This window comes from Ilumatobacter sp. (genome assembly GCF_039969435.1).
Classification (GTDB): domain Bacteria; phylum Actinomycetota; class Acidimicrobiia; order Acidimicrobiales; family Ilumatobacteraceae; genus Ilumatobacter_A.
The window spans coordinates 135,742-150,609 of sequence record NZ_JBDVNU010000009.1 but is presented as its reverse complement, the minus strand read 5'-3'; the positions used below and the strand labels follow the sequence as shown (position 1 = coordinate 150,609).

The 14,868-nt window shown below is 68.1% G+C and carries 17 protein-coding genes; 14 read left to right on the top strand and 3 right to left on the bottom strand.

Going from position 1 to position 14,868, the window contains the following annotated elements; translation table 11 throughout:
• Nucleotides 1-384 precede the first annotated feature (384 nt).
• Nucleotides 385-1,020: a leucyl/phenylalanyl-tRNA--protein transferase gene (gene aat, locus ABJK40_RS04890; RefSeq protein ID WP_348478479.1), complete on the bottom strand. Its 636-nt coding sequence runs from the start codon at nt 1,018-1,020 to the stop codon at nt 385-387.
• 150 nt (nt 1,021-1,170) lie between these two features.
• Nucleotides 1,171-2,034: a 3-hydroxybutyryl-CoA dehydrogenase gene (locus ABJK40_RS04885; RefSeq protein WP_348478480.1), complete on the bottom strand. Its 864-nt coding sequence runs from the start codon at nt 2,032-2,034 to the stop codon at nt 1,171-1,173.
• Nucleotides 2,035-2,226: 192 nt separating this feature from the next.
• On the opposite strand from ABJK40_RS04885, the gene mbhE (ABJK40_RS04880) reads away from it, so the two are divergent.
• Genes mbhE (ABJK40_RS04880) through mnhG form a run of 7 tightly spaced genes read left to right on the top strand, consistent with a single transcriptional unit; the run spans nt 2,227 to nt 8,480 of the window.
• Complete coding sequence (gene mbhE / locus ABJK40_RS04880) at nt 2,227-4,689, top strand: hydrogen gas-evolving membrane-bound hydrogenase subunit E (RefSeq protein WP_348478481.1); 2,463 nt, start codon at nt 2,227-2,229, stop codon at nt 4,687-4,689.
• A complete protein-coding gene (locus tag ABJK40_RS04875; protein WP_348478482.1) occupies nt 4,686-5,285 on the top strand; it encodes an MnhB domain-containing protein in 600 nt (199 codons plus the stop codon). The genes mbhE (ABJK40_RS04880) and ABJK40_RS04875 overlap by 4 nt, the downstream gene beginning before the upstream one ends.
• On the top strand, nt 5,282-5,707 hold the full coding sequence (locus tag ABJK40_RS04870) for a Na(+)/H(+) antiporter subunit C (protein ID WP_348478483.1): 426 nt from the start codon (nt 5,282-5,284) through the stop codon (nt 5,705-5,707). Before ABJK40_RS04875 ends, ABJK40_RS04870 begins: the two co-directional genes overlap by 4 nt.
• The gene (locus ABJK40_RS04865) at nt 5,704-7,221 is read left to right on the top strand and encodes a Na+/H+ antiporter subunit D (RefSeq protein ID WP_348478484.1); all 1,518 of its coding nucleotides are present in this window, start codon (nt 5,704-5,706) and stop codon (nt 7,219-7,221) included. Before ABJK40_RS04870 ends, ABJK40_RS04865 begins: the two co-directional genes overlap by 4 nt.
• 29 nt (nt 7,222-7,250) lie before the next feature.
• On the top strand, nt 7,251-7,892 hold the full coding sequence (locus tag ABJK40_RS04860) for a Na+/H+ antiporter subunit E (protein ID WP_348510174.1): 642 nt from the start codon (nt 7,251-7,253) through the stop codon (nt 7,890-7,892).
• On the top strand, nt 7,886-8,140 hold the full coding sequence (locus ABJK40_RS04855; protein ID WP_348478487.1) for a monovalent cation/H+ antiporter complex subunit F: 255 nt from the start codon (nt 7,886-7,888) through the stop codon (nt 8,138-8,140). The genes ABJK40_RS04860 and ABJK40_RS04855 overlap by 7 nt, the downstream gene beginning before the upstream one ends.
• Entirely contained in the window at nt 8,130-8,480 is a 351-nt protein-coding gene (gene mnhG / locus ABJK40_RS04850; protein ID WP_348478488.1) for a monovalent cation/H(+) antiporter subunit G, read from the top strand. Before ABJK40_RS04855 ends, mnhG begins: the two co-directional genes overlap by 11 nt.
• Before the next feature lie 18 nt (nt 8,481-8,498).
• On the opposite strand, the gene ABJK40_RS04845 is transcribed toward mnhG, so the two are convergent.
• A complete protein-coding gene (locus ABJK40_RS04845; RefSeq protein WP_348478490.1) occupies nt 8,499-8,795 on the bottom strand; it encodes a MarR family transcriptional regulator in 297 nt (98 codons plus the stop codon).
• 188 nt (nt 8,796-8,983) lie between these two features.
• Here ABJK40_RS04845 and mbhE (ABJK40_RS04840) point away from each other — a divergent pair, with 188 nt between their 5' ends.
• The 7 genes from mbhE (ABJK40_RS04840) to ABJK40_RS04810 are packed head-to-tail and all read left to right on the top strand — an operon-like array spanning nt 8,984 to nt 14,863.
• Nucleotides 8,984-11,356, top strand: a complete 2,373-nt coding sequence (mbhE, locus tag ABJK40_RS04840; protein ID WP_348478491.1) for a hydrogen gas-evolving membrane-bound hydrogenase subunit E — start codon at nt 8,984-8,986, stop codon at nt 11,354-11,356.
• The gene (locus ABJK40_RS04835; RefSeq protein ID WP_348478492.1) at nt 11,353-11,859 is read left to right on the top strand and encodes an MnhB domain-containing protein; all 507 of its coding nucleotides are present in this window, start codon (nt 11,353-11,355) and stop codon (nt 11,857-11,859) included. Before mbhE (ABJK40_RS04840) ends, ABJK40_RS04835 begins: the two co-directional genes overlap by 4 nt.
• Nucleotides 11,856-12,221, top strand: coding sequence for an NADH-quinone oxidoreductase subunit K (locus ABJK40_RS04830; protein WP_348510173.1), 366 nt, complete (start codon nt 11,856-11,858; stop codon nt 12,219-12,221). The genes ABJK40_RS04835 and ABJK40_RS04830 overlap by 4 nt, the downstream gene beginning before the upstream one ends.
• The gene (locus ABJK40_RS04825; RefSeq protein ID WP_348478494.1) at nt 12,218-13,735 is read left to right on the top strand and encodes a proton-conducting transporter membrane subunit; all 1,518 of its coding nucleotides are present in this window, start codon (nt 12,218-12,220) and stop codon (nt 13,733-13,735) included. Before ABJK40_RS04830 ends, ABJK40_RS04825 begins: the two co-directional genes overlap by 4 nt.
• Nucleotides 13,732-14,286, top strand: a complete 555-nt coding sequence (locus ABJK40_RS04820) for a Na+/H+ antiporter subunit E (protein WP_348478495.1) — start codon at nt 13,732-13,734, stop codon at nt 14,284-14,286. Before ABJK40_RS04825 ends, ABJK40_RS04820 begins: the two co-directional genes overlap by 4 nt.
• A complete protein-coding gene (locus tag ABJK40_RS04815; RefSeq protein WP_348478496.1) occupies nt 14,283-14,531 on the top strand; it encodes a monovalent cation/H+ antiporter complex subunit F in 249 nt (82 codons plus the stop codon). Before ABJK40_RS04820 ends, ABJK40_RS04815 begins: the two co-directional genes overlap by 4 nt.
• Nucleotides 14,528-14,863 carry a monovalent cation/H(+) antiporter subunit G gene (locus ABJK40_RS04810; protein WP_348478498.1) on the top strand — a complete coding sequence of 112 codons (336 nt, stop codon included), beginning with the start codon at nt 14,528-14,530 and terminating at the stop codon, nt 14,861-14,863. Before ABJK40_RS04815 ends, ABJK40_RS04810 begins: the two co-directional genes overlap by 4 nt.
• Nucleotides 14,864-14,868: the final 5 nt, after the last annotated feature.

The window sequence follows — 14,868 nt, the reverse complement described above, 5'->3', positions numbered from 1 at the left end:
GCGTCGCTGCTCGACACGCCGCCCGCCGGGACGTCGTCACCGGGGACGAGGGCACCGGAGGCGTCGTTGCCGGAGACGGAGGCGTCGGTCGTGCTGCTCATCGGGAAAGTCTCGCCGCCCGGACCCACAGCTCCAAACAGCGTGAGAGCAGATCGGTCGGTGCGAGCCGAAAGAAATCCTCAAGTACCCGTGGGCGAGGACCGATTGAAGAGGTGTCCCACCCGTGGGGCGACGAACACCACGAGATCTCCCGAACGTGCGCTCGGCTTCCCCCTTGGCCGGGCGTTCGATCGGGACGAGTTTCCCTTGGCGGGAACCACGCCGGTCGGATGGCGGATCCGGCCGGCGCAGGACGAGAAGGAGCAGCGAGCAATCGCTGCTCCTTCAGTCGTTCTCCCCGGCTTCCGTCGCCGAGCGCAGCCGCCGGAGGTACTCGGGCCGAGGGATCTCGACGACGCCGAGCGTCGCGAGATGCTCGGTGGCCCACTGGACGTCGAGCAGCTCCGCGCCGGTGGAGTTCAGCCACTCGACGAGTTCGACCAGCGCCACCTTCGACGCGTCGGTCGCGGTGTGGAACATCGCCTCACCGGCGAAGAAGGCGCCGATCCGCAACCCGTAGAGACCGCCGACGAGGTCGCCGTCGTCGTTCCATGCCTCCACGGAGTGCGCCCACCCGAGCTCGAACATCGTCGTGTACGCACGGATGAACTCGGGGGTGATCCACCGGCCTTCGCGTGCGGGATCGGCGCATGCGGTCATCACGGCCTCGAACGAATGGTCCATCGTCACCCGGTATCGGCTGCAACTCCGGCGCAACGACTTGGAGACGTGCAGTCCGTCGAGTGGAAGCACGCCGCGCGGGTCGGGCGAGTACCAGGCGAGCTTGCTGCGCCTCTTGTCGGGATCGATGGGCATCGGGAAGAGGCCGTTGCGGTACGCCGACAGGAGCGTGCCGGGTTCGAGGTCGGCGCCGATGGCCACGAGGTCGACCCCGGCTCGGACCTCGGCGGGATCGGGCATCGTGAACCGACTCGGCGCAGGAATCACCCTCGGTCGCCTCCCCGCCACACATGACACTTCACCAGATCGGGTGATGGCTGTCCACTCGCGAGCTGTCGATGTCGACGGGCCTCCGTCGTGCCGGCCTCCGTCGTGTCCGACTCCGTCGTGTCAGTAGGTGAGGAATCCGCGACCGGACTTGCGGCCGAGTCGGCCGGCGGCGACGTTGCGCTTGAGCGATGTCGCTGCCATGAAGTTGGGGTCGCCGAACTCGGCGTGCAGCGCATCGAGGATCGCCAGCGACGTGTCGAGCCCCACGAGGTCCAGGAGGGCGAACGGGCCCATCGGGAAGTTGCAACCGCCCTGCATCGCCGTGTCGATGTCGGCGATCGAGGCGGTGCCCTGCTCCCACATCTTCACCGCGTTGTTGAGGTACGGGAAGAGCAGTGCGTTGACGATGAATCCGGCGCGGTCGACGACCTCGACGGCGTCCTTGCCGCACGACGAGGCGAATTCCAGAGCGGCGGAGATGGTCTCGTCGGACGCCGTGATCGGGCGGATCACCTCGACCAGCTTCATCATGGGTGCCGGGTTGAAGAAGTGGACGCCGCACACCGACTCCGGCCGTGAGGTGGCCATCGCCAGCTCGACGACGGGCAGTGTGGAGGTGTTCGTGGCGAGGATCGCGCCCGGCTTGACGATGCCGTCGAGTTCGGCGAACAGTGCCTTCTTGACGGCGAGGTCCTCCACGACCGACTCGAGCACCAGGTCGCAGTCGGCGAGCGCCGAGATGTCGGCGGTGGCGGTGATCCGTCCGACGATCGCCGCATGCTCGTCGGCATCCAGACGACCCTTCTCGACCTGGCGATCCAGGCCCGAGGTGAGCTTGGCGATGGCGGCGTCGGCGCCGTCCTGTGTGCGGGATCGCAACACGACCGTGCGTCCGGACCGTGCCGCGACCTCGACGAGCCCGGCGCCCATGATCCCCGACCCGAGGATGCCGATGGTGTTGATCTTGCCCACGTTTTCCGTCATCGGATCACGTTAGTTACCGATGGGTAGCTTGGCGAAAACGACAACTGCTGCACCACCTCTGTTGTTCGCTCCCGGACGAATCAACAGAGGTTGAACCTCTGTTGATCGCTCCGGGACGACGAAACAGAGGTTGTGGGTGTCGGGGTTCCCGGTGCGGGGCGATCAACACGTATCCTCGGGCGTTCGACCACCATGTTCGTGCTGCTCATCCTCCACCTGCTGATCGGCGGCGCGATCCTGATGTCCGGGGACCGACTCGGCCGTCGAGCCTTCGCCGTAGCCGGCGTGGCACCGCTCGTCACCCTGGTCTGGGCTGCGACGAAGTGGTCGGGCGTGGTCGGCTCGGGTGGTGCGGTCGCGGAGTCCGCCGCCGCCGGCGGTGTCACACGTGCGTCCGACGCGGCGACCGACGCGGCCGGCACCCCAGTCTTCGAATCGGTCGGCTGGATCAGCGGTCTCGACCTCGATCTGCACCTGCGATTCGACGCCTTCGCACTCGTGATGACCCTGCTGGTCTCGGGGATCGGGGCGCTCGTGTGCGTCTACGCCATCGGCTACTTCTCCCACATCGCTCCCGGCCAGACCCGCCTCGCCGGTCTGATGACACTGTTCGCCGGTGCGATGCTCGGCATCGTCTGGGCCGACCACCTGATCGCCCTGTTCGTCGCCTGGGAACTCACCTCGATCACCAGCTACCTGCTGATCGGAAACGACGATCGCACCCCCAAGGCGCGCGCCGCGGCGCTGCAGGCGATCTTCATCACCGGGGCCGGTGGACTCGCGTTGCTGGTCGGGCTGATCATCATCGGCCAGAGCGCGGGGACGTACCGCTTGTCGGAGATGATCGATCGACCGCCGTCCGGGGGAGCGGTCTCTGCGGGCATCGTCTGCGTGTTGCTCGGCGCGTTCACGAAGTCCGCCCAGGCACCCTTCGGCAGTTGGCTGCCCGGCGCGATGGTGGCGCCCACACCGATCAGTGCGTATCTCCACTCGGCCACGATGGTCAAGGCCGGCGTGTACCTCGTGGCGCGCCTCGCGCCGATCCTCGCCACGTCGGGCCAGTGGCGCGTCCTCGTGCTCGTCGTCGGATCGGCGACCATGCTGATCGGCGGCCTGCGCGCGATGCGACAGCGCGACCTGAAGTTGCTCCTCGCGTACGGCACCGTCAGCCAACTCGGCTTCCTGATGCTGCTGGTGGGCACCGGCGAGTACAAGATCGCTCAGGCCGGCATCGTCCTCCTGCTCGCACACGGCGCGTTCAAGGCCACCCTCTTCATGCTCGTCGGGATCATCGACCACCAGGTCGGCACCCGCCACATCCGTGAACTCCACGGCTTCGGAGCGGGCTGGCTGCCCGTCAAGATCATGGCCGTGGTCGGCGCGGCGTCGATGGCCGGCCTGCCCCCGTTGCTCGGCTTCGTCGCCAAGGAGAAGGCGATCGACACGTACCTCGAGTACGGCGAGTTCACCGGCGCCACGGCCACGCTCGTCGTCATCGTGCTCGGATCGATCCTCACGTTCGCGTACTCGGCGCGCTTCGTGCTCGGCGTGTTCGGCGTCCACGGCCAGCCAGAGAACGAACCGCTCAGTCGTACGGCACCCCCTCCTGCCGCCGTGTTCGTCGGTCCGGTCTACGTCCTCACCGCCGTCACGGTCGTCGTCGGTCTCGCTCCGGTCCTCGTCAGCGATCTCTCGAAGTCGGCGCTGATCGGTCTCGACCCGGTCGCATCGCCGTCGACGGTGAAGCTGTGGGCGGGGTTCAACACGGCGTTCGCCCTCTCGGCCGTGATCATCGCGGTCGGCACGTTGCTCGCCGTGGCACGACGACCGGTCGCCAGGGCCCAGACCGGAGCCGCCCGCCCGTTGCGCCGACTCCCGTCCACCGATGACGCGTTCAACGGTCTGCTCCGGGCGATCGACGCGATCGCCCGGCGCGTCACACGCACCGTTCAGACGGGATCGCTCCCGACCTACCTGCTCGTGATCCTGACCACCGTCGTCGTCGTGCCGGTGATCCCGATGATCGGTGACCTCGATGAGCTGCCACAGTGGATCGAGAACCCGATCCACGTTCCGCTCGTCGCGATCATCATCGGATCCGCCCTGGGCGCGGCGTTGGTGCGGCGACGGATCGCGGCGGTCGTGATGCTCGGCGCCGTCGGATTCGCGATGGCCGGGCTGTACGAGGTCCAGGGGGCGCCCGACCTGGCCCTCACCCAGTTCGCGATCGAGACCCTCGGCACGGTCCTCTTCGTGCTCGTGCTCCGCTTCCTCCCGACTCGCTTCGTCGACTTGGCGCCTGCCGTGGTCCGCCCACTCCGGCTCGCCGTGTCGGTCGTGGTGGGCGCTGCGATCTTCGTGTTCGCGATCGTCTCGACGAATGCGCGCTCGGACGTGTCGCAGGAGTCGATCTCGGCCGAGATGATCGAACGGTCCAAGCCCGACGGCGAAGGCAACAACGTCGTCAACGTGATCCTCGTCGACTTCCGCGGCGTCGACACGATGGGTGAGATCACCGTGCTGCTCGTGGCCGCCGTCGGTGCCGTTGCGCTCGCCCGCGGCCACCGCAGAGACGAGGACGAGGATCGCGACGACGACGCAGGCGGTGGCGTCGAAGCGGTCGCCGTGTCGGCACGAGCGGACGCGGGCGCGTGAAGTACTCGCTGATCCTCGACGTGTCGGTGCGGGTCCTGTACCCGTCGATCATCGTGCTGTCGCTCTACTTCCTGTTCGCGGGCCACAACCAGCCCGGTGGTGGTTTCGTCGGTGGACTCACCGCCGCAGGCGCCATCTCGCTGCGCTACGTCAACGGCGGCGTCGACGCGGTGCGTCGTTCGTTCCGCCTCGAGCCGTGGACCATCCTCGGGTCGGGGCTGGCACTGTCCGTCGGAACCGCGATCTTCCCGATGCTGCTCGGCGGCGCGATCCTCGAGCACGGCACGCTCAAGATGCATCCGCCGTTGCTCGGCGAGGTCAAGGCCACGTCGGCGTTGCCGTTCGACCTCGGCGTCTACGCGATCGTCATCGGTCTGGTGCTGATGATCTTCGAAGCGTTCGGCGACGATCTCGACGCCGAACTCGACATGATCGAGGCGCCGACCGTGCCCGCCACCTCCGTGCGCGAGGAGTATCGGCCGCTCACACAGCACAGCCCGGCGAGCGCCTGGCACGACCACGGCGACGACGATCCCGTCCGAAATCTCGACGATCGCGATCTCGACGATCCGCACCACGGCGGGACCGACTCGTGAGCGTGCTGCTCGCCTTCACCGCGGCCTCGTTGTTCGCCATCGGCACGTGGCTGCTGCTGCAACGTCGATTGACGCGGATCGTCGTCGGCCTCGGACTGATCGGCCACGGCACCAACATCCTCCTGATCACCTCCGGTGGCGAGGGTGGCCTGCCGCCGGTGATCGGCAAGGGGGACGCCGAGGACTTCGCCGACCCGCTGCCGCAGGCGCTGGCTCTCACCGCGATCGTGATCACCTTCGGCGTCACGGCATTCCTGCTCGCGATGGCCTACCGCAGTTGGCAGTTGACCCACGACGACGTGGTCGCCGACGATCTGGAGGACCGCCTGATCGCCGCCAACCGTCGACGCGACGCCGACGTGGCCGACGCCGAGGCCGCCGATCTCGAACGCGAGAGCGATTCCTCGGGAGACGAGTCGTGACCAGCGCGCTCGTTCCCCTGCCGATCGTGGTGCCGTTGTTCGCCGCGGCGATCGCGGTCGTGCTCGGCAGGTTCCGCATCGCTCAGCGCGTGGTGGCGATCGGAGCGCTGACCGCCAACGTCGGCATCTCGATCGGTCTGCTCGTGCAGGCCGACGACCACGGCGTGGTCACCATGGACGCCGGCGCGTGGGCGGCACCGCTCGGCATCACCTACGTCGTGGACCGGTTGTCGGCGATCATGCTCGTCACCTCGTCGGCGATGCTGCTCGTGGTACTGATCTACGCGATCGGTCAACAGGGCGTGGAGGAGCGACACGTGGGGTTCAACCCCATCTATCTCGTCCTCGCCGCAGGCGTGTCGGCCAGCTTCATCACCGGCGACATGTTCAACCTGTTCGTCGCGTTCGAGATGATGCTGGCGGCGAGCTACGTGCTGTTGACGATGGGCGGCCGATCCGACCAGATCCGTTCGGGCATGACCTACGTGGTCATCAGCCTCGCGGCCTCGGCACTGTTCATCACCGCGCTCGCGCTGCTCTACGCGGCGACCGGAACCGTCAACATGGCCGACCTCGCGGAACGAATCCCGCAACTCGGCACCGGAGTGCGCACCGGCTTCTCGCTGCTGCTGATCCTCGTGTTCGGCATCAAGGCCGGTCTGTTCCCCCTGTTCTTCTGGCTCCCCGACAGCTATCCCACGGCACCGGGCCCGGTCACGGCGATCTTCGCCGGTCTGCTCACCAAGGTCGGCGTCTACGCGATCATCCGGACCCAGACCCTCCTGTTCCCGCCCGAGGCGCAGCAGGGCACCACACTGCTGATCATCGGCGGTCTGACGATGGCGGTCGGTGTGCTCGGAGCGCTGGCGCAGGACGACCTGAAGCGACTGCTGTCGTTCCACATCGTCGGCCAGATCGGCTACATGATCTTCGGGCTCGGCCTGTTCACCGTGGCAGGGGTCAGCGCCGTCGTGTTCTACATCGTCCAGACGATCCTCGTGAAGACCAACCTGTTCCTCGTCGCGGGACTCATCGACCGGCACACCGGAACGAGCAGGATCTCGCAGGTCGGCGGCATCGTGCGCAGCGCGCCGGTCATCGCGATCTTCTTCGCGGTGCCGGCCCTGTCTCTCGCCGGCCTTCCGCCGTCGTCGGGCTTCGCAGGCAAGTTCGCACTGATCGATGCCGGCGTCGCCGTGGACCAGTGGTGGATCGTCACGGTGGCACTGGTCGTCAGCCTGCTCACCCTGTTCTCCATGACGAAGATCTGGGCGGGAGTGTTCTGGGGCGAGCCGGAGTCGGCCGACCCGAACGACATGCCGCCCGAGGTCCGCGCCGAAGGTCGCACCAACGGGGGCCCGCCACTGATGGTGATCGCCACCGCCGTCACCGTCGCCCTGTCGATCGTCTACGTCGTGTTCGCCGGCCCGGTCTACGACCTCGCCGAACGCGCCGGCACCGACCTGATGAATCCGAGCGTCTACATCGACGCAGTACTCGGAGTCGACCGATGACACGCGCGGCACTCAGGATTCCGGCCACGATGGCCTGGCTCACCCTGCTGTGGGTGTTGCTGTGGGGGCACGTGTCGTACGCCAACGTCCTCGGAGGGATCGCCGTGTCCGCGGGTGTGGTGCTGTTCGCCCGACTCGAGTCGGGTTCGCTGCGCCCGACTCGATTCCGGCCGTGGTGGGCGTTCCGGTACGTGGCCACGCTCGGTTGGCAGTTGCTGGTGTCGAACATCCGACTCGCGTACGAGATCCTCACGCCGGGCGACGGCACGTACACCGGGATCATCGCGGTGCCGATCCGTGGCGGCTCCGACGCCGTCGTCAACCTCGTCGCCAACTCGATCACCCTCACACCGGGCACGATGACGATCGACGTGGAACGCCATCACATCCGAGCCGTCGCCAGGCCCTCCGATCGACCGGATGGAGACCCGGTCCCACCGGGTCGAGGCGACCTCGAAGCCGGCGTGACGCTCTACGTCCACGCCATGTACGCGCAGGATGTCGAGGCGGTCCGCCACGACATCTTGAAGCTCGAAGCGCTGGCGCTGCACGCATTCGGCACCGACGAGGACCACGAGCGGGCGCTGCGCGACGTCCAGGCGCACGAACCGTTGCTCGCGGTGAACGTCGAGCGCGACGACACGCCCGACCCGGAGCCTCCGAGATGTTGAACACCGCTGCACTCGTCATCACCGCGCTCGCCGCCGTTCTGTTCGTGGCCCGGATGCTGCGTGGTCCAGCGCTGGCCGACCGGGTGATCTCGGTCGACGGGTTCGTGTCCACCGTGGTCGTCGGCGTCACGATCGCATCGGCCCGTCCGGGCGCAGGCATCGTGGAGAGCACCGTCCTGATCGTCGCGCTCGGCGGGTTCGTGGGAACCGCCATCCTCGCCCGCTTCATCGAACGGCGTGGGAGTTGACGTGAACGCGTTCCTCGACGCCATCGGTGGGTTCGCGCTGGTTGCCGGCGCGCTCTTCGCACTGCTCGCCGGTATCGGCGTCCACAAGTTCACCGACCCGTATTCGCGCATGCACGCGGCGGCGAAGAGTCCGACGCTCGGCCTCGTGCTGGTCGCGCTCGGGGCAGGCCTGCGGATCCGGACGTTCGGGGCAGCCGCCACGCTGGTCCTCGTGGTGATCCTGCAGTTGCTCACCTCGCCGGTCGGCACCCATCTCGCCGGTCGGGCGGTGCACATGCGTGTGAAGGTCCCGCTGGACGGTCCCGACGAACTCGAACGCGACGAGCGCGCCGCGGACTGATCGCGTCGCCGACCGGCGTCAGTCGATCAGTGGCACGATGAGGTCGCCCACACTGTGATTCGCTTCGAGCGGGTGGCGGAGCATGACCTCGCGGTCGACCGAGTACCGGTTGCGGCGGCCGATCCGCTCGACCTGAACGCAACCGCTGTGTTCGAGGTCGTGGAGGATCCGGACCACGGCGCCGGGAGTGATGCCCACGGCTCCGGCGATGTCGAGTTGGCGGATCTCGGGGTCGCGGGCGATGGCCACGAGCACGTGCGCGTGGTTGGTCAGGAACGTCCAGCCCCGAGCCGAATCGTCACCCTCGGGTCGCACGGCGATCCTTCCGCAGTCCGACCGCGGCCATCATCGGCATGTCGACCGGAAGGGTCCTGGGCTCACCCAGCGGATCGAGGACGGCAGTGGTCATCGGCCGGAAGGGTACGGGGTGAACGTCTGATTACTACTGTGTAAAACATCTATTCGGCGCTACTTGTCGGCCGTCCGGGCCTAGCCTGTCCGGAATGGTCCTGTGGCTGGTGCTCGGTGCTCACTGCGCCGGAATCGCCCTGATGTTCGGTCTCGATCGTCGCGTCTCGGACTGTCGCGTGGTGTTCGGACTCGCTGCGATTCCCGCATCGATCGCCACGCTGGTCGGTGCGATCGGGCTGGCACGCGACGAGCCGATCACGTCGCGCGTCGAGTGGGTCGACGGGCTCGACCTCGTGCTCGCGCTGCGACTCGACGCACTGTCGGCGCTGCTGGGGCTCGTCGTGGCGGGCGTCGGAGTGCTCGTGTTCGTCTACTCGGCCGGCTACTTCACCTCGTCCTCGGCGGGTCTGGCCCGCTTCGCCGCCACGCTCTCCGCGTTCTCCGCCTCGATGATCGGCCTCGTCTGGTCCGACTCGATCTGGACGCTCTTCGTGTTCTGGGAGCTGACGTCGATCACGTCGTTCCTGCTGGTGGGGCACAAGCATGTCGACGAGTCGGTGCAGCGTTCAGCTCGTCGTGCGCTCCTGATCACTGCCTCGGGTGGCCTCGCACTGCTCGGAGGTCTGCTGCTCGTGGCGGATGGGGACACGGGCATCGCACTCCGCGACCTCGAGCCGACCACCGGCACGGCGGCCACCGTCGCCGGCATCCTCGTGCTCGTCGCCGCAGCGACCAAGTCGGCGCAGATCCCGTTCCACGTGTGGCTGCCCGGTGCCATGGCGGCGCCCACGCCGGTGAGCGCGTACCTGCACTCGGCGACGATGGTCAAGGCGGGCGTGATCGCCACCGCGCTCTTCGCTCCGGTGCTGGGTGGGACACCGGCCTGGCAACCGCTCGGCATGGCCTTCGGACTGGGCTCGATGGTGTGGGGAGCGATCGGGGCCCTGCGCCACGTCGACGCCAAGCTGATCCTCGCCTGGGGAACGATCTCGCAGCTCGGCCTGATGGTCACCCTGTTCTCGACCGGTTCGGCCAAGGCGACGTTCGCCGGCTTCTCGATCCTCGTCGCCCACGCGATCTTCAAGGCCGCCCTGTTCATGGTCGTCGGCGAGATCGACGTGCGAGCGGGAACCCGCGACGTGCGCGAGCTGGGTGGCCTGCGACGATCGATGCCGGTCGCGTTCTGGGTGTGCGTCCTGTCCGGGGCGTCGATGGCCGGCGTCCCACCACTGCTCGGGTTCCCGGCCAAGGAAGCCGCACTCGAAGCCGCGCTCGGCGTCGACGGATGGGAGCGGGTCGTGCTGCTGATCGGCATCGTCGGGGGTTCGGTCCTCACCGTGGCCTACACGACCCGCTTCGTCGTCACGGTGTTCGGACCGTCCGAGTCGGGCGCCGTCTCCGAGGTCGCTCCGCGCCGCCTCCCGATCACCGTCGTGACCATCGCTCTCGCCGCCGCCTCGCTCGTCGGTTTCGTCCTGCTCGACCGGGTCGGCGACGGCGTCCGCAACGCTTCGGTCCTGCTCGACCCGGGAGCCGAGGTGTACGAGCTGATCCGGTGGCCGGGTCTGAAGACGGCATTCGTGCTCTCGATGGCGATCGTCGCTGCGGGAGCACCCCTCGGCTGGTTCCTGTCGCGCCGGACCGACGACGAGCCCGAGCCGGTGGGCGCCGAGGCGACCGACGAGATCATCGACGGCGTGCTCTCCGGTGCACGCCGCATGACCGGTCGGGTGCAGCACGGTTCGCTGCCGGTGTACCTGATGACGGCGATCGTGGTCGCCACGGCAGCTGCGGCGCCGTTCGTGACCGCGATCGATCTCGGCGTCCTGCGCTGGACCGACCAGGCGGTGGTCCCGGCACTGGGCCTGTTGATCGTGGCCGGCGCGGCCGGCACCGTGCGCATCCCCGGCCGGCTCGGTGCCGCCCTCGGGCTCGGTTCGGTCGGGTTCGGCATGGCCGGGATCTTCGTGGCGCAGGGCGCACCCGACCTGGCGCTCACGCAACTCCTCGTGGAGACGGTGGTGGTCGTCGCGTTCGTCATCGGCCTCGGACGACTCAGCCCGTACTTCCCGCAGGTCGGTTCCGTGTGGCGCACGGTGAGGATGATCGTCGCGGTCGGACTCGGCACTGCCGTGTCGGTCGGCCTGGCTGCGGCGGCGTCGCGCCCGACCGGCACTGCGCCCGTGACGGATCTCGTCGAACAGGCGGCGGACACCGGCGGCGGGAACAACGTCGTCAACGTGATCCTCACCGACATTCGCGCACTCGACACCTTCGGCGAGGTCATCGTGCTCGTCACCGTCGCGGTCGGGATCCTGGCGCTCGCACGTTCCGGGCGCCCTCCCGAGGACTCCGACGATCCACGAGACGAGATTCGGCCCCCGGATCGGGTCGAGCGCCACGACCGCGACGGGGTTCGCACCGGCCGGGATGCCGGCGTCGCCGGGACGGAGGCGGCGACATGATCGCCATCCGCTCGCTCGTCGTCCACGACGGGATCCGACTCGCGAGTCCATTCGCGATCGTCGTGGCGACGGTGCTGTTCTTCGCGGGACACAACCAGCCGGGGGGCGGCTTCGCCGGTGGTCTGGTGCTCGGCGCGGTGATGGCGCTGCGCAGCGTGACGGGGCTCAGCGTGCCTCGCCACCCGGTCCGGATGATGTCGATCGGCGGGATGATCGTCGGATGCGTCGCGCTCGCTCCTCTCGTCATCGGTGACGTGGTCCTCGACCAGTACATCTGGGAGAGGACGGTGCCGGTGCTCGGCAAGGTCAAGGCCGGCACGGCACTGATCCTCGACGCCGGTGTCGTGCTGATCGTGGTCGGACTGATCCTCGCGATGCTCGACGCCCTCGTGACGATCGCCGAGACCGATCCGGTGCCGGAGTCGGCGTCGGAGCCGGCCCCGAATCCGATCCCGAGCCCCACGACCGACACCCGAACCGACGCGTCGGAGGCCGCGGGATGAGCGGGGTCCTGATCCTCGTCGTCGGAGCACTGACCGCGATCGGCACCTACCTCGTGACGTCACGCGCTCTCAGTCGGATCGTGCTCGGCTTCGCGCTGCTCGGTCACGCGGCCGTGCTCGCACTCGTCACCGCCGGTGGGCGCGCCGGCGAACCACCGCTCGCGGACCGTCTCGACACACCCGCCGACTCGGCCGATCCGCTCCCGCAGGCGCTGTCGTTGACCGCGATCGTCATCTCGTTCGGGCTCACGCTGTTCCTCCTGGCCCTCGCGGGTCGCCAGCGCCAACTCAGCGGCGACGACTTGGTCGAGGACGATCTCGAGGACCGGCGCATCGCGAGCGACGAGGAGATCGAACAGTGAGCGCGCTCGTCGGCCTGATCGTGGTGGTGCCGCTGCTCGCTGCCATGTCGTCGCTCGCGTTCCGGCGCGTCGACGCCCTGCGTGACACGATCGTGCTCTCGTCGCTGATCGGTGTGAGCGTGATGTCGGCGTTCCTGCTCGCCGAGGTCGAGGCGAACGGCAGCGTGGTGGTCCGTGTCGGAGGGTGGGATCCCGAACTCGGGATCGTGCTCGTCGCCGACATGTTCGCCGTGCTGGTCCTGACCGTCGCGATGATCACCATCTCGCTCGTCGAGGCCTTCTCCATCGGCCAACGCCGAAGCAGTTCCTCGGCGGAACCGACGGTGGCGACCCCGATGCTGATGGTGCTCACGTCGGGCGTCGCGTTGTCGATCCTGACCGGGGACCTGTTCACGCTGTTCGTGGCGTTCGAACTGATGCTCGTGGCGAGCTACGTGCTGTTGACCCACCAGGGGCGGGCCGGTCAGGTCCGGTCCGGCATGACGTACGTCGTGATCAACCTGTTCGCCTCGACCCTGTTCCTGTTCGGTGTGGCGTTCGTCTACACCGCGACCGGCACCGTCAACCTCGCGCTGCTGGCGGAACGGATCCCGGCGCTCGACACCGGGGTGCGGTGGGGGATCGGGCTGTGGTTCCTCGTCGTGTTCGGGACCAAGGCGGCGATGTTCCCGCTGTTCTCCTGGCTGCCCGACAGCTACCCGACGGCCCCGACGACGATCACCGCCGTGTTCGCCGGTCTGCTGACCAAGATCGGGGTCTACGTGATGATCCGGTTCCACACCCTGATGTCGATGCAGGACCTCGGCACGCTGATCCTCGTCATCGCAGGTCTGACGATGATCTTCGGTGTGCTGGGAGCTCTCGCCCAGGACGACATGAAGCGCATCCTGTCGTTCCACATCGTCAGCCAGATCGGGTACATGCTGATGGGTCTCGGTCTGTTCTCGGTCGTCGGTGTGGCCGGTGCGATCATCTTCATCGTCCACCAGATCCCCGTGAAGACGGTGCTGTTCCTCGTGGGGGCCATGGTCGAGACGGATCGACGGACCTCGGCGCTGAGCCGGCTCGGAGGACTGGTGGCGGTGCGACCGTGGCTCGCGGTCGCCTTCGCGCTGCCGGCGCTGAGCCTCGCCGGACTCCCACCGTTCTCCGGGTTCGTGGCCAAGTTGGCGCTGCTCGACGCAGGGATCGACGCCGGGACCGTGGCGATCGTGGTCGCCGGTCTGGTCTGCAGTGCGCTCACACTGTTGTCGATGGTGAAGATCTGGGTCGGCGTGTTCTGGGGTCCCCAGAACGCCCCGGCCTTCCACGCTCCCGACTCCGAGGAGTGGGCACCGCGTCCGGCCACCGCACGCGGTTGGTCGACGATGTCGTTCGCGACCGGGGCGACCACGGCGTTGACCCTGGCGATCGCTCTCTTCGCCGGACCGCTGTGGGACATGAGCGAGCGAGCCGCGACCGAGTTGCTCGACGGTCGGACCTACGTCACCGACGTGCTCGGGAGCGATCGATGAGCGTCCGTTCGGGCTTCTTCCCGCGCCTCGCCGACGGGTCGGCGGGTCTGTTCTCGGTGCGCCGATTCTCGATCGTCGTCCTCCTGACGCTCGCCTGGTGTGCGCTGTGGGGCAGCGTCAGCGCGGCGAACCTGATCAGTGGCCTGATCGTGTCGAGTGCGGCATCGTTCGCCGGTGCGAACGCTCCGGGAGGCGTGCGACCGTGGCCGCTCGTCCGTCTGCTGTGGGTGGTGGCCCTCGATCTCGTGGTCTCCACGGCGGTGGTGGTGCGCGAAGTGCTCACACCGACCGACCACACCGAGGAGGCGATCATCCGCGTGTCCGTTCCGCTCGAGGCGCGCTCGCACCTGCTGTTCCTGTACATCGCGATCACGGTGACGCCCGGGACCGCCGTGGTGGCCGGAGACGACGACGCGTCGGCGATCTACCTGCACGTCCTGCACGCCGATCGTCGCGATGCGATCGTCGAGCACGTCGAACTGCTCGTGCTGCTCGTGAACCAGGCATTCCCGGTGGCCGTGTCACGACGAGTCGGCGAGGTGGCCCGATGACCATCATCGCCTATGGCGCCCTGACCCTGGCTGCGGCGGCGGCGATCTACCGCCTGGTGTCGGGGCCGACGATGGCGGACCGAGTCATCGCACTGGATCTGCTGCTCGTGTCGCTGATGACGGCGATCGTCGTCGACGCGATCGCGACGGGCGACGACGTGCTGCTGAACCTGCTGATCGTGATCGCCATCATCGGCTTCACGGCCACGGTCGCCGTGGCTCGATTCATGGAACGCAACCGATGATCGCCGTGCATCCCGTGGCGTGGGTGTTCGTGTCGGCCGGCATCGCCGTGATCCTGCTCGCCGGCCTCGGACTGCTGAAGCTGAAGACCCCCTACGCACGGATCCACGCCGCGGGCAAGGCGAGCCCCGTGGCGTTCCTCATCGCGTCGGTCGGTGCGTCGCTCGAACTCGGCTGGGCGGCGGCGGCACGCCTCGTGGTCGCCAGCGGAGCGCTGATGATCACCCTGCCCCTCGCAGTGCACCTGTTGTTCCGTGCCCTCCACAGCACCGGCGCGACCGAGGATCCTCCGGTCGACGAACTCCGGGAGGGACACGGGTCACGCCCTGTGTGACGGAT

Coding starts and splice junctions, on each gene's coding strand:
- aat (WP_348478479.1), bottom strand. CDS start 1,020: ATGCCCGATCCCGCCGAGGTCCGAGCCGGGGTCGACCTCGTGGCCATC.
- ABJK40_RS04885 (WP_348478480.1), bottom strand. CDS start 2,034: ATGACGGAAAACGTGGGCAAGATCAACACCATCGGCATCCTCGGGTCG.
- mbhE (WP_348478481.1), top strand. CDS start 2,227: ATGTTCGTGCTGCTCATCCTCCACCTGCTGATCGGCGGCGCGATCCTG.
- ABJK40_RS04860 (WP_348510174.1), top strand. CDS start 7,251: ATGGCCTGGCTCACCCTGCTGTGGGTGTTGCTGTGGGGGCACGTGTCG.
- ABJK40_RS04855 (WP_348478487.1), top strand. CDS start 7,886: ATGTTGAACACCGCTGCACTCGTCATCACCGCGCTCGCCGCCGTTCTG.
- mbhE (WP_348478491.1), top strand. CDS start 8,984: ATGGTCCTGTGGCTGGTGCTCGGTGCTCACTGCGCCGGAATCGCCCTG.
- ABJK40_RS04835 (WP_348478492.1), top strand. CDS start 11,353: ATGATCGCCATCCGCTCGCTCGTCGTCCACGACGGGATCCGACTCGCG.
- ABJK40_RS04830 (WP_348510173.1), top strand. CDS start 11,856: ATGAGCGGGGTCCTGATCCTCGTCGTCGGAGCACTGACCGCGATCGGC.
- ABJK40_RS04820 (WP_348478495.1), top strand. CDS start 13,732: ATGAGCGTCCGTTCGGGCTTCTTCCCGCGCCTCGCCGACGGGTCGGCG.
- ABJK40_RS04815 (WP_348478496.1), top strand. CDS start 14,283: ATGACCATCATCGCCTATGGCGCCCTGACCCTGGCTGCGGCGGCGGCG.
- ABJK40_RS04810 (WP_348478498.1), top strand. CDS start 14,528: ATGATCGCCGTGCATCCCGTGGCGTGGGTGTTCGTGTCGGCCGGCATC.